Source organism: Chloroflexota bacterium, from assembly GCA_023475225.1.
In the GTDB taxonomy this organism is placed as follows: Bacteria; Chloroflexota; UBA6077; order FW602-bin22; family JAMCVK01; genus JAMCVK01.
This window is the reverse complement of record JAMCVK010000009.1, coordinates 1-13990: the sequence shown is the minus strand read 5'-3', so window position 1 is coordinate 13990 and position 13990 is coordinate 1. Positions and strand designations below refer to the sequence as shown.

Below are 13990 nucleotides of genomic sequence, written 5' to 3'. Positions count from 1 at the left end.
AGGGGAGGAGTTGATTGAGGAGATGCTGGCCCTGGAGAGTGGTGAGCGGGCAGGGGAAGAGGAGGAGTTGACCCAGAAGGTGCCGGTCATCTGCCCGGTGTATGAGCCCACGTCGGTTCCGCATCAGGCGGCGGGGATAGCGGCGATAACGCGTTATCTGGCCCAGAAGTATCCCTGGGACCTCCTCTTTGTCCAGATTCACGCCCCCGATATTTTGAACCATAATGCCTTGAACGAGGTCTGTCCCGATTGGGCCTTCTACGATCCCCAAAGGGCGGAGGAGGCCTGGGAGAGGTTTCGCCAGGAGTATAAGGTGCTGGATGCGGCGGTAGGGGAGATGCTGAACGCCTGTGTCGATGAGGAGACCCTGGTGATAGTGCTCTCCGACCATGCGGCCGTACCGGCGTTCAGGACGGTATGGCTTGGTCGCTCCTTCCTTGATGCTGGTCTGTCATCTTACAAGAAAGAGAACGGTAAATTGGTGCTCGATTGGTCAAGGACGAAGGCCATTTTGGCTGACCAGTCCTTGGCCAGCAACCAACCGCTGGCCCACAATGTTTGGGTGAACCTGCGGGGTCGGGAGATGCACGGTATTATTGAGCCTGGGGAGGAATATGAGCGGGTACGCAGTGAGGCGATAAAAGCCCTCTATTCTCTAAAAGATCCAGAGACTGGTGAGTGTCCGATCGCCCTGGCCCTACGCAAGGAGGATGCTGCCCTTCTGGGACAGTGGGGCGATACAGTCGGTGATATTGTTTACTATCTCCGCCCTGGCTACGCCGTAGAGCCCACGATGTCTAATCTGGCGCCTAGCGAAGAGGCGATCAATGCTAAGACCTGCTTCTACCCCGTGGGTGAGGGGGGTATTCGGACCAGGCACGGTTCTATGCAGGGGTTACACGGTGGTTATATGCCAAATGCAGAGATCGGTGGTTGTTCGGTACGAGCGGTTCTGCTGATGGCTGGGCCGGGGATAAAGAGGGGTTATCGGCTACCGCTTCCGCCCTGGACGGTGGATGTGGCGCCGACGATCGCCCACTTTTTGGGCATCCCTGCGCCAGCTCAATGTGAGGGCAAGGTTGTCAGTACTGCCTTAGAGATAGGTTGAGCTTCTTTGGATAGGACAGAAGGATGATTAAGGAAGCGCTAGCGGCGATAGATCAGTTTACGGGGAGCTTGCGTCAGCAGGGGCTGCTGCTGCCGGTGTGGTTTGAGCAAAGGCGGGTTATGATGCTCGATCAAACGGCCCTGCCGTTCAGACGGGACATCCTACCTTTGGATACCGTGGAGAAGGTGGCCGAAGCCATCGTCGCTATGAAGGTGCGCGGATCAGGGTCTATAGCCAGCACGGTGGCTTATGGACTCCTGCTGGCCGGGGTTCGATCAGGAGGTGATCCGTCTCAACTTCGGGAGGCGGCGGCCTTACTGCGACGGGCTCGCCCGACCGCGGCAGCTCCCCTGAAGGCGATCGATCTTATCACGGCCAAGGTCAGCGGGTTGCAGGGCGAAGAGTTAGTAGTGGCCCTACAACGCGCTGTCATAGAGTTCGTAGAGGCGCAGCTGGCCGATGAGAAGGGGACGGGGAAGGCCGGGGCGGAGCTTATGCGAGATGGTATGACGATGCTGACCCATTGCCACGCCGGTGCGCTAGCCGGGGTGGGCTATGGTGGGCGAACGTTATCTGTGGTACGTCAAGCGATGGAACGGGGGTATAAAATCAAAGTGATCGCCTGCGAGACCCGTCCCTATCTTCAGGGGGCGCGCATTACGGCCTGGGAGTTTCAGCAGTTAGGTATTCCGGTTATCTTGATCACAGACAACATGGCCGGATTCTGTTTGCAGAGACGAATGGCCGACATCATCATCGTGGGGTCTGATCGCGTGGCCGCCAATGGGGACGTAGCTAATAAAGTCGGCACCTATATGTTGGCCTTGGCCGCGGCCGACAACGATGTGCCCTTCTATGTGGCTACGTCACGCTTTAATATCGATCTTTCCACGCCCACTGGGGGACAGATCCCCATCGAGATGCGGGATGCAGACGAGGTATTGTATCTGGGTACACAACGCATTGCTCCTGAGGGAGTTGGGGCACTTTATCCCTCTTTTGACGTTACCCCAGCCAGGCTGGTCCGTGGTCTGATTACCCCCTTGGGGGTAGTAAGCCCTCCTTATGAGGCTAACCTGGCTCGGCTCTTCGGGGCTTAAGATTTAGGTAAGGGAGGATCCAGAATGAAAATAGGTATTATTGGTGGGACAGGACTTTATGATCCAGCGATGCTGGAGGATAGGCAGGAGAGAATCATTAATACCCCCTTTGGCAAAGCACACGTCTTCCAGGGGCGCTGTCGTGGGCGGGAAACAGTCTTCCTTCCTCGCCACGGTGTGGGTCATACTCTTCTACCCGCCCAAGTCAATTACCGGGCCAATCTTATGGCCCTTAAGAAATTAGGTGTAGATAGGGTGCTGGGCGTCTCAGCCGTGGGCTCACTCAACAGCCAAATGCAACCTGGGCATCTGGTGGTTTGCGATCAATTAGTGGATTTCAGCAAGAATAGGGTCCAAACCTTCGGGCTAGGGCACGTGGATGTGACGGAACCTTATTGTTCAGAGATGCGCCAGGCGGTGCAGCAAGGAGCGGCTAAGGTTGAGGATATCATCATTCACCCGCTGGGTACCTATGTCTGTTTTGAGGGTCCGCGTTACGAGACGGCTGCTGAGATCAGGATGCTCCAGCGCCTGGGGATGGATGTGGTAGGTCAGACGAACATACCCGAGGCCCCCTTGGCCCGTGAGTTAGGACTTTGCTACGGGCTCTTAGCCCTGGTGACGAATATGGGAGCGGGATTGACCCAGACTCGCCCCAGTCACGAGGCTCACCGCGAGATGATGCGCCGCAGCTTGCCCAAGTTGCAGGAGGTAATCCTAGAAACTGTAAGCATGATTCCGGAGGAGAAGAGATGTGCTTGTCAGGCACAGGCCGTCCTGTAGTCTGGGCCCCCTGAGTTAAACCAGAAGGAGAGAGTATATGTCCGAAATGATGGTTCGACCGGCGGAGTTGGAACAGCGGGCTCGCCTCGCTCGTCGCCGGAAGTATTGGGGGGAAGCCCTCACTGGTATTCTCTTCCTTCTTCCAGCGACCGTCATCATCGTCCTCTTTCACTTCACCCCGGTATTTTATGCCTTTTATATCAGCCTCTTTCGCTGGGCTCTGCTTCCAGAAAAGTTCATCGGACTGGAAAATTACGCGACGGTCCTGAGTAGTCAGGGTTTCTGGAACTCGTTGCTAGTGACTTTCTACTTTGTGTTAGGCACGGTGCCCCTAGCCTTAGCTATCTCCTTTTTCGTCGCTTACTTGCTTTTTCAGAAGATCATCGCCCGTTCCTTCTTTCGTACGGTCTATTTCCTTCCTTACATCACCTCGATCGTGGCTGCGGCGATGGTCTGGCGTTGGATCTATCACCCCCAGGGCGGAGCGGCGAATTATTTTTTCAACCTGCTGGGCTTGCCAATGCAACAGTGGCTATTGGAACCGACGGGGATATTCAAGCTCTTGCTTGGCGGGGCTGGTATCACCATCCCGGAATGGGCCGGAGGTCCCAGCCTGGCGCTAGTAGCGGTGATGCTGATGACTATCTGGCAGTCGGCAGGGTTCGATATCGTCATTATGCTGGCCGGTCTGGGGAATATCCCTGGTGAGCTCTATGAAGCGGCCCGCATTGATGGGGCCAAGGAACGGCACCTTCTTCGCCATATCACTCTACCCCTGCTTTCGCCGACCCTTTTCTTCCTCGGTATAATCACTACTATTCGTGCCTTCCAGGCCTTCAATCAGATTTACATAATGACCAATGGTGGTCCGGTGGACACGACACGGACGGTAACCATGTACATCTTTTCCAACTTCTATGAGTACACCAGGGTGGGCTATGCCTCTGCAGTGGCCTTTGTGCTGTTCTTCGTCATCCTTGGCCTCACCATCATCCAAATACGTGTCGTCGGACAGCGGGTGCATTATTAATGTGGCTGGTGTGTTGTATCGGCGAGGGAACGCAATGAAGAAAAAGACTACTTGGTTTTACCGCTTACAGAGTATCTTTGGGCGGGTGGTGATCCATCTTGTGCTCTTGGTGGGAGTAGTGATCGTTGTCTTCCCGTTCTACTGGATGGTCACCACCTCCTTCAAGACCTTAGATGAGGCTGTTCAATTCCCACCGACGCTTTTGCCCAAGGTGTGGATGTTCAGTAACTGGATTGAGGCTTGGAACTCCGCCCCCTTTGGTCGCTACTTCTTCAATTCCATCTTCGTCTCCACCTCAGTGACCTTTTTGGTTCTGACGACGTCGGTGCTGGCGGCCTACACCTTCGCCCGCATTCGTCTTCCAGGAAAGGATCTAATTTTCGTACTTTTCCTGGCGACGATGATGATCCCCTTTGAAGTGATATTGATTCCCGACTTCGTCATCGTTAAGAAACTTGGTTGGTACAATACCTATGCGGCCCTGATCCTACCTTGGTCAGCACAGGTGTTTAGCATCTTTTTGATGCGTCAATTCTTCTTAAGCGTACCATTAGATCTCTATGAGGCGGCTCAGGTGGATGGTTGTACGCACCATCGCTTTCTCTGGCATATAGCTTTGCCCTTATCGGTGCCGGCCTTGCTCACCTGTGGTATCTTCTCCTTCCTGGGCAGCTGGAACGCACTCCTGTGGCCACTTATCACTACCTCCTCCTCGGAGATGCGGCCATTGCAAGTGGGACTGGCTGTTTTCCTCACTGAGGAAGGCATCTACTACCAGCTGCTTATGGCCGCGGCCACATTCACCGTCCTGCCGATCATTATTATCTACTTCTTTGCCCAAAGACAGTTCATCGAAGGGATCGCTCGAACTGGAATAAAGGGCTGATGGAACAGCCGTAATCGAAATAAAGTGCAGAAAGGAGTCGTACGTATAATGTCTGAATCCAAAGGAACAGAATCTACAATGGTTACTCCTGTCAGCCGCGATGGTGGCGCAGGCAGGCCGAAGAAGGTCGTACTCATCGGGATTGATTCGATGACGCTGGATCTGGTGAAGCGGTTCGGTGGCGAGGGGGTGTTGCCCAACATGACTAACCTGATGGCCAGAGGGGTAACGACGGAGGCTTTCGCCTCGTTGCCCCCGGGGACGGCTATGAACTGGAACACCATTGCCACTGGCGCTCATCCGGGGACGCATGGGACAGTGGCGATGTGGATGCACCGGCCCGGTCGACCGCTGGATGAGCTGGAAAGTGGCTTCTTCTCTTATTACTGCAAGGCTGAGCGCATCTGGCAGGCCGCCGAGAGGGCTGGCAAGAAGCCATTGCTCTTAAAATACACCACCTCTTGGCCGCCTACGGTGAATCACGGTATCCAAGTCGAAGGCTTTGCCGATCCGGATTGGAGTGCCTTGGCCTTGGCGCCTCGTTGCATGTATGGAAATCGCGACTTGCCCCAGGGCTTCGCCTTCAGTGCTGCACCGCCTCCGCGGGCGCTGCCTATGGGCTTTCGTGTGGATTTGCGACCGGCCACGGGTTGGCAGAATATCCCGGACCCCACTCGACCTGCCTTAGAGGGGTTCATCCGTCTCACGACGACGCATGGTGAGGTGCGCCCCCTCTACGCTTTAATCCTGAATAGCCGTGGTGAAGGGTATGACAGGGTAATCATCTCTACGTCAAAAAATGTGCAGGATGCCCTGGCCAACATCGGTGTCGATGAGTGGAGCGATTGGTGTCGCTTGGAGTTTATAACGGAGGAGGGCAGGCGAGAAGGGTGTGTTCGCTATAAGCTGGTTGCCCTCACGCCCGATGCTAAGGACTTTCGTTTGTATCAAAGCCAGGTATATCCTGTCACCGGTTGGACCGTACCTCCTGCTCTAGCCCAGGATTTGACCGAAAGGATAGGTCCCTTCCAGGAGATAGGTGGTATCAGTTGGGTGTACTGGTGGCATTGGATTAATGCTCAAGAAGCAGCCAAGCTCTTTATAGAAGAGCTGGAGTATCAGATCGAATGGTTAAGTAAGGCCGCTGATTATCTGATGACTACTAAGAAATGGGACTTCTTTGCTACCCAATGGCATGGCATCGACCATATGGACCATTCCTTTTTAACCGCTTTAAATCCCGATCACGAGTTGCACGATCTGGGCACCGATGTAATTCGCAGAACCTATGAGCTGGCCGATCAGTATATAGGTGAGATACTAAAGCATACTGATGAGGATACGCTGATCGTTCTCACTTCAGACCATGGACATACCGAAATCGTAGCACCGCGATGGGTAGACATAAATGGCGTACTAGAAAAGCATGGACTGCTCGCCTACAAGAATACGGTGGAAACAGAGGAACCCCTGGAGACCTGGGGCTACACGCCCGTGCCCAAGCGGAAGATCGATTGGTCAAAGACCAAGGCCGCCCTTATCCACGACGGCTACATCTATGTTAACCTCAAAGGTCGAGAGCCGCACGGCATCGTTGAGCCGGAGGAGTACGACCAGGTCGTAGAACAGGTGGTTAATATAGTGGAAGATATCCGGGTCGATGGACATCCTGACAGGCGCTTAATGCAGATCGTCTTTCGTAAGGAAGATGCGGAGGTCTTTGGTTTGCATGGTGAGCTGGTAGGTGATGTGATCACCTTCGCCAAGGTACGCTATCGTGGGGGACACCATGGCAACTTTCATACCTCCCGAGCGAAGATCGGCTCTATGCGGGCGATGACCGTCTTCGCCGGGCCAGGAATCAAACGTGGTGTGGAAAGGGAGAAGGCGATCCATCTGATCGACCTGGCCCCTACCATAGCCGCCTTTTGGGGTATCCCCACGCCGCGCCAGGCGGAAGGGCGGGTGCTCCGGGACCTTTTGGATGAAAACGAATAAGCTGATTAATGCTGGAGTTTCTCCTACAGCGATTTTGACATAAGGAGGACTAATCCATGAACTCCAAACGAGTCAAGAAGGTCATCCTCATTGGGCTGGATGCACTGATGCCAGAGATGGTGGAAAAGTTCGTGGCTGAGGGAAACATGCCGGCCATCAAGCGTTTGATGGCTGAGGGGGTCTACTCGCCGATGTACTCCTCGCCACCTGTGGATACACCGACCAATTGGACAAGCCTGGCCACCGGCGCCTGGACGGGGACACACGGCAACAACACCTTCGGCGTCCATTTGCCTGGTGAACCTTTCGACCAGCCTCGCAACTTCAGCGAAAACCTCTTCCCCAAGTTCCCCAATAGGGCCAAGAATAACCTCAACCAGTTATCGCGGGCCGAGTACATCTGGCAGGCGGCGGAACAGGCGGGCAAGAGGTGCATCCTGGTCAACTATCCCGGTGGCTGGCCACCCAACATCAAGAAGGGCATTGTGGTTGATGGCTCCGGTCCCTACTCCTCCGTCCTCTCCCGCCTCAGTCATCCCAATCGCTACATCGCCGGTGGGGATGAGGTGCAAGGTCCTATGCCGTTAGTTTCCGTTCCGCTCGGCCTGGGGGACAATCCGCGCGGTCCCATCCCGCTCAGCCTTGGCCCGGCTGCTGGCTGGCGCAATCTCCCCCCCTTCTCACGTCCGCCCCTGGAGGGGGAGCTTGTGGTGCCTCGCTCGGTGGGGTTCTGGGCCGACAAGGATGGGCGCTGGAGGGTAGGTGATGCGTCTTCTAGCGAGAAGCTAGTTTATCATCTTCTGCTCCTGGGCGCTCAAGGTGGGGGATATGATCGGGTGCTTATCTCCAGGGAGAAGGATGCTAAGGAGGCTCTTTGTGTGCTCAAGGTGGGGGAGTGGAGCGGGTGGCTTCGTGCTGACTTTGAGACGCCCTATGCGCCGGTGCGGGGCAAGTTCAAGATACATCTGGAGGAGTTATCGTCGGATGGGAGGAGGGTGAGCCTACAGCGGACGGTGATCTTCAATTCCGAGGGCTGGGCCTATCCGGAGGGGGTAGGGGAGGAGTTGATTGAGGAGATGCTGGCCCTGGAGAGTGGTGAGCGGGCAGGGGAAGAGGAGGAGTTGACCCAGAAGGTGCCGGTCATCTGCCCGGTATATGAGCCCACGTCGATCCCCCATCAGGCGGCGGGGATAGCGGCGATGACGCGTTATCTGGCCCAGAAGTATCCCTGGGACCTCCTCATTGTCCAGCTTCACGCCCCGGACGGCCTCTACCACGAGACCCAGAATGAGATCTGTCCTGATTGGGCCCTTTACGATCCCCAAAGGGCGGAGGAGGCCTGGGAGAGGTTTCGCCAGGAGTACAAGGTGCTGGACCAGATGGTGGGGGAGATCTTACGTCACTGTGCTGATGAAGAGACGCTAAAAGTGGTCCTCTCCGACCATGGCTGCATACCCACGCTGAAGACGGTCTGGGCAGGAAAAGCCCTTATGGAGGCTGGTCTTTTGTCCTACAAGAAAGATGAGGCTGGGCGCCTGGTGCTGGATTGGGAGAAGAGCAAGGTTATCCTCGGCGATTTTCCTCTGGCTATGAACATCTGGGTGAACCTCAAGGGGCGAGAGCCGCAGGGCATCGTGGGGCCTGGCGAGGAGTACGAAAGAGTGCGCACCGAGGCCATAAAGGCTCTTTACTCGATGCGGGACCCGGAGACGGGGGAGTGTCCGGTGGTACTGGCCCTGCGCACGGAGGAGGCCAGCTTCCTGGGACAGTGGGGAGACAGGGTCGGCGACATCGTTTACTATTTCGCTGCTGGCTACTCAAATAAACGTACCATCTTCTCCGCCGGTCCTATCGACCCATCACTGATCCCGGAGACGGGCTTCGAGACTGTGTACGAAGGGATATGGGCCGTCCGGGGTGTCTATTTGCAAGGCATACACGACTGCTACTTGCCAAACGCAGAGATCAGTGGTTGTTCGGTACGAGCGGTCCTGGTGATGGCTGGGCCGGGGATAAAGCGAGGCTATCGGCTGCCTGTGCCGCCCTGGACTGTAGACGTGGCGCCGACGATCGCCTATCTTTTGGGCATCCCAGCCCCGGCTCAATCCGAGGGCAACATCGTGGGGAACGCCTTAGAGGTTGGCTGAGGTGAAACGCTGGCCGATAAATTCCTATGCCGAGCTGCTACGGGCATATCGTTTGTTGAAGACAGCGGGCGGCGGGGTTGGTGGGCCATTGTTACCACGGCGACAGCGCGACCTCACTCTGGTCAATCTGTTCAAAGACTTTTATCTGGTTATCGGTTGTGATTCTGATGGTGGGATTGGACCGAAGGAAAATGATGTAGTTAAGGTTCCTGGCTTCTCGTTGGGACGGGCGGGGGCCAGGGTAGCTCTAATGGAGGTCTTAGCCAGCGGCGCCATGCCGCTGATCGTGATTGATACCCTGAGCGTGGAGATGGATCCCACCGGCCTGGAAATCATCGCGGGTATAAGGGCGGAGGTGGCCGGTCTGGGACTGGATCCTCAAGTGGTAATAACGGGAAGCACGGAAGACAATGTGCCTACCAGCCAAACAGGACTAGGGGTAACGGTGATTGGTTTGGCGCGGGAGAGGGATCTCAAGCCAGGCGGAGCACAGGTCGGTGATATTGTCGCCTGTATCGGCTTGCCCAAGTCTGGCCCTCAAGATAAGGTCTCTTTCGATGATCCAGAGATTGTTGCCCTGCCCCTGGTGAGATGGCTTAGCCATTCCAGGCGCATTCATGATGTATTGCCAGTGGGATCCCATGGCCTAAAATATGAGGCAACAATCATGGCTGGGACGGCCGGATGCTGTTTGCAGCTAGTTGAGCCGGCGGCGGTTGATCTTCAGAAATCGGCCGGGCCCAGTACCTGTGTCCTTGTGGCCTTGTCCGAGAAGGACCTTTCCTGGCTAAGGAGAGCAAGTCGTGCACCGCTGCGTATCATCGGTTCTATATTTTGAGATAGTGGAGATTGGAGATGAGTGATCTTTTGAATAAAGCTTACGGTTGTCTGATGGGGGTGGCTCTGGGTGATGCGATGGGGATGCCCTCCTCCCTTTGGACGCCAAGACAGATAAAGGAGCGTTTTGGCCGAATCGAGGGGTTTCTACCCGGTCCAGCGGATCATCCCATCCACGCTGGGCTGAGGGCTGGTCAAGTGACTGATGATACCCAACAGACGCTCTGTTTGGCCAAGGCGATCATTGAGAGGGGAGCAGTAGTCGCCGAGGCCGTGGCGGCGGCCTTAGTGCAGTGGGCTATAGATAATAGGGCCCTGGAAACAGATCTGCTTGGCCCCAGCTCAAAGCGGGCCCTCTCTCTATTGCTTCAGGGTGTCCCTTGCCAGCAGGCCGGACAGTACGGTGATACCAATGGGGCAGCGATGCGGATCAGCCCCATCGGGATCATCCATCCAGGGGATATTCCTGGCGTTGTGGCTGACACAGAGATCGCCTGTTTGCCAACCCATGGCACGAGTCTGGCCATCTCCGGCGCTGCGGCCATCGCCTGTGCTATCGCCAGTTGCCTGGGTGGCGAGGGAAGTGTGGATGGGGTCGTAGCCGCCAGCAAGGAGGGGGCGATTTTGGGTAGGGAGCGGGGTAGGGAAGTGCCGGGTCCGGCTATAGATAAGCGCATAGATTGGGCTGTGCGGATAGCCAGGCGAGGGTCATCACCAGGGGAAGCCTACGCCGACCTCTATGACTATATTGGAGCAACGGTAGCCATAGCCGAGACGGTGCCGGCGGCCCTGGGTCTATTCGTGTTGGCCGAGGGGGACCCGCTGAAGACTGTTCTATATGCGGCGAATATGGGTGGTGACTGTGACACTATTGGGGCTATCGCTGGTGGCATCGCCGGGGCCTTCACAGGTGTAGGAGCTTTTCCCGGAGAATATATAGAGCTGATCGAGGAAGTCAACAACCTGAATCTGCGGCAGCTGGCGCAACAGTTGTTGGCTCTAACGACGTAATAATCTGACCAGGGGGTTGGCGGATGCGACGGGTGATCCTGGATGTGGACACCGGCATCGATGATGCCATGGCCATTTTGTTGGCTTTGAGGAGCAGACAACTGGCTATAGAGGCCATAACGACTGTAGCGGGTAACACCATAATAGAGCAGGTGACGGAGAATACGCTCAAGGTACTCGAGTTGGCTGGAGCTGATGATATCCCTGTGGCCAAGGGAGCGAGCAGGCCATTAGTCCGCCCTTTACATCTTGGTCGGCACGTGCATGGCGAGGATGGGTTGGGCAATACGAATCTTCCTCAGCCTAAGCTGCGGCCTCTGTCGGAACATGCGGTAGACCTTCTTATATCGCGGGTGATGGCTTCGCCGGGTGAGATCACCCTTATCACCAGTGGAACCATGACCAATCTGGCCTTAGCCCTTCTTAAAGAGCCCCGCCTGGCTAAGGAAGTCAAGGAGGTATTCTTGATGGGTGGGGCGGTGGCTCGCCCGGGCAATGTCACCCCGGTAGCGGAAGCCAATATATGGCGTGATCCCGAAGCGGCCAAGATTGTCTTCCATTCAGGCATGCCGCTGACGATGGTAGGCTTAGATGTAACGATGAAGGCTATCCTCACACCCGATCACCTGGAGCCGATTCGCTCAGTGCCGTCGCCTGTGAATGACTTCGTGTTGGCCTTATTGCAGCACTATATGGGTTCTTACCGGCGTTCCTCTGGCTTGTCTGGTTGTCCCTTGCACGACCCGATGACTGTGGCTGTGGCCATCGACAGGACGCTGGTGACCACAGCCGATTTGGCTGTGGAGGTGGAGACGAGCGGGGAGTTTACTAGCGGGCAGACAGTCGCTGATCGCCGCAAGAGACGGGAATTTCCGCCGCCGAATGTCAAGGTTTGTTTGGATGTGGATGCTGAGCGGTTTCTTCGGTTCTTTGTAAACACCCTGGCCACCGAATCGGCGAATCTAACTTTGCCGGGTTAAACGGTTGTGCTAGCTTACGGGTGCAGGAGACGAGATATTTTGGGCAAGCGGGCTTTAAGCGCTCCGAAAGGAGGTGGATGTACCTTTTGCATTGAAAGATCGATTAGAGTTTTGGAGGATCTGTTGGGCAGTGTCAATTTTTCCAAGGGAAAGGAGACGAAAGATGGTGAGATTTCTTAACATTGTGCTGGTGGCTATCTTGATAGGGGTTCTTGTTGTTGGCTGTGCCCCGGCTGTGCCGGCCCCAATGCCCACGCCAACGAAAGCACCTGTGGCTGCTGCAGTCACCCCTACGCCAACCAAAGCCCCTGTGCCGGTAGCGACACCCACCCCGGAAAACCCGGTGGATTGGGTGGAACTGAAAGCTCCGGTGGAGCTCGTCTACTGGCATACCTGGACTGGGATACACGAGAAGGCCCAGGCGAAACTGATTGATGAGTTCCAGAAGAAGTATCCGAACATCAAGATCAAGGCTGAATACGCGGGTGATTTCACCAAAAGTTATCAGAAGCTGATGGCCGCTATTCAAGCTGGCAGCCCGCCTGATATGGCCGTAGCTTACGAGAATAATATCGCTAACTTCGCCAAGGCTGGTGTCGTGGTGGCTCTCGATGACTACGTGGCCAGCAAGAAGTATGGCCTCTCCAAGGAGAGCATGGATGATTTCTTCAAACCGGTCATCCAGCGCGTCACCTATCGTCAGTATGGCAACAAGCTGCTTGGTTTCCCCTTCACCGTCAGTGATTTGATTATGTACTACAATGCGGATATGCTGAAAGAGGCGGGGGTGACGACCATCCCCCCGAAGACCTGGGATGAATTCCTGTCCGCCTGTAAAGCAGCGAAGGAGAAGCTGGGCAAGAACGGCTATGCTGTCTTCCATGGTCCCTCGCCCATCCATGCCATGATTTACTCCTTCGGGGGCAAATCATTCAGCGAGGATGGCACGAAGGCCCTTCACGATCAGCCGGCCGGGCTGAAAGCCTTCCAGCTGCTGGAAACGTTCATTAAGGGTGGTTATGGCTATTTTATCACCCTTGCGCCGACCATTGGCGATGATATGAACGATTTCATCGCGGGCAAGGTGGCCTTCATCATTCGTCCAAGCACGATTCTTCCTTTCTTGAAGAATGGCATCAAGGACAAGTTCAAGTATGGGGCAGCTCTCATCCCACAGGCAGCGGACAATAAGGATCCAGCCACGGTGATGTTCGGGCCCAGCCTAGCTGTGTTCAAGAGCACGCCGGAAAAGCAGCTGGCCGCCTGGGAGTTCCTGAAATTCTGGACGAGTCGAGAGGCGACGGTACAATGGGCTATTGAGGCCGGCTTCCTGCCCTTGCGAAAATCGGCCACAGAGGATCCGAAGTACAAGGCGTATTTAGCGGCTGATCCGCTAAATAGGGTGGCCTTTGAGGTGATGCCTTACGCTAAGCTGGAAGGGCCGAACATCGCTGCTATCGGCGAGATCCGCAATTATGAAATCGCTGCGGCCGAGTCTGTGCTCACGTTGAAGAGGAGCCCGGAGGAGGCCGTCAAGGAGCTGACGGCGAAGGCGAACAAGTTGTTGGCTGAAAGCAAGTAAAGCCAGCGCTGAGTGTGCTGCTGGAGCGGGCAGGAACTGCCCGCTCCAGCAGCGATCCGATTATTTCAATGACTGTCAATAATGGGGTTCCAAGGGGGTGTCCTTCTTCGAAGGACTGGGATGGCCTGGGGACACAGCCTATATTCAATCCCCCCTTCTCCCGCTGGATGGGGGGCGCATAGGAGCGAAGCCCCTCTGCTGGCCTGCCCGCCGCAGGTGGGGGTTTGGGGTACCCCCAAATTTATCCCTCCTTCTCCCACTGGAGAGAGGGGAGGTCACGGAGGGAGGGCACCGTCCCACTACTTGGAGTGAATCGGGATAGTCTAGACCCAATCCCCCTTCTCCCGCCGGAGTGGGGGAGGTCAAGGAGGGTTCTGGGGCTCAACCTGGTCCCTGCTCTCCTCTTCCAGGGGGTAGTCCAGAAGGGGATCCCCTTCTGGGAGGGTTCTAGGGCTCCGCCCTAGTCCAGATACCCCCCTTCTCCCGCCGGAGTGGGGGAGGTCAAGGAGGGTTCTGGGGCTCAACCTG

11 protein-coding genes are annotated in these 13990 nt (G+C 56.0%); all 11 read left to right on the top strand.

Annotated elements, in window-relative coordinates; genetic code table 11:
• Nucleotides 1-1108, top strand: a 1108-nt coding sequence (locus M1136_01700; GenBank protein ID MCL5074354.1) for an alkaline phosphatase family protein, incomplete at its 5' end; no start/stop codon positions are given.
• Between the two features lie 23 nt (nucleotides 1109-1131).
• Nucleotides 1132-2208, top strand: coding sequence for an S-methyl-5-thioribose-1-phosphate isomerase (gene mtnA / locus M1136_01695; GenBank protein ID MCL5074353.1), 1077 nt, complete (start codon nucleotides 1132-1134; stop codon nucleotides 2206-2208).
• A gap of 24 nt (nucleotides 2209-2232) precedes the next feature.
• Nucleotides 2233-2991 carry an MTAP family purine nucleoside phosphorylase gene (locus M1136_01690; protein MCL5074352.1) on the top strand — a complete coding sequence of 253 codons (759 nt, stop codon included), beginning with the start codon at nucleotides 2233-2235 and terminating at the stop codon, nucleotides 2989-2991.
• A 37-nt stretch (nucleotides 2992-3028) separates the two neighbouring features.
• Complete coding sequence (locus M1136_01685; GenBank protein MCL5074351.1) at nucleotides 3029-4021, top strand: sugar ABC transporter permease; 993 nt, start codon at nucleotides 3029-3031, stop codon at nucleotides 4019-4021.
• A 34-nt stretch (nucleotides 4022-4055) separates the two neighbouring features.
• The gene (locus tag M1136_01680) at nucleotides 4056-4907 is read left to right on the top strand and encodes a carbohydrate ABC transporter permease (protein ID MCL5074350.1); all 852 of its coding nucleotides are present in this window, start codon (nucleotides 4056-4058) and stop codon (nucleotides 4905-4907) included.
• A gap of 48 nt (nucleotides 4908-4955) precedes the next feature.
• Nucleotides 4956-6905 (top strand): alkaline phosphatase family protein, encoded by a 1950-nt coding sequence (locus M1136_01675; GenBank protein ID MCL5074349.1) that lies wholly within the window; start codon nucleotides 4956-4958, stop codon nucleotides 6903-6905.
• A gap of 56 nt (nucleotides 6906-6961) precedes the next feature.
• Complete coding sequence (locus M1136_01670) at nucleotides 6962-9052, top strand: alkaline phosphatase family protein (protein ID MCL5074348.1); 2091 nt, start codon at nucleotides 6962-6964, stop codon at nucleotides 9050-9052.
• Nucleotides 9045-9890 (top strand): hypothetical protein, encoded by an 846-nt coding sequence (locus M1136_01665; protein MCL5074347.1) that lies wholly within the window; start codon nucleotides 9045-9047, stop codon nucleotides 9888-9890. Before M1136_01670 ends, M1136_01665 begins: the two co-directional genes overlap by 8 nt.
• Nucleotides 9891-9907: 17 nt before the next feature.
• Complete coding sequence (locus tag M1136_01660) at nucleotides 9908-10900, top strand: ADP-ribosylglycohydrolase family protein (protein MCL5074346.1); 993 nt, start codon at nucleotides 9908-9910, stop codon at nucleotides 10898-10900.
• 23 nt (nucleotides 10901-10923) lie between these two features.
• Nucleotides 10924-11880: a nucleoside hydrolase gene (locus M1136_01655; GenBank protein ID MCL5074345.1), complete on the top strand. Its 957-nt coding sequence runs from the start codon at nucleotides 10924-10926 to the stop codon at nucleotides 11878-11880.
• Nucleotides 11881-12043: 163 nt separating this feature from the next.
• The gene (locus tag M1136_01650) at nucleotides 12044-13462 is read left to right on the top strand and encodes an extracellular solute-binding protein (GenBank protein MCL5074344.1); all 1419 of its coding nucleotides are present in this window, start codon (nucleotides 12044-12046) and stop codon (nucleotides 13460-13462) included.
• The last annotated feature ends 528 nt before the right edge of the window (nucleotides 13463-13990 follow it).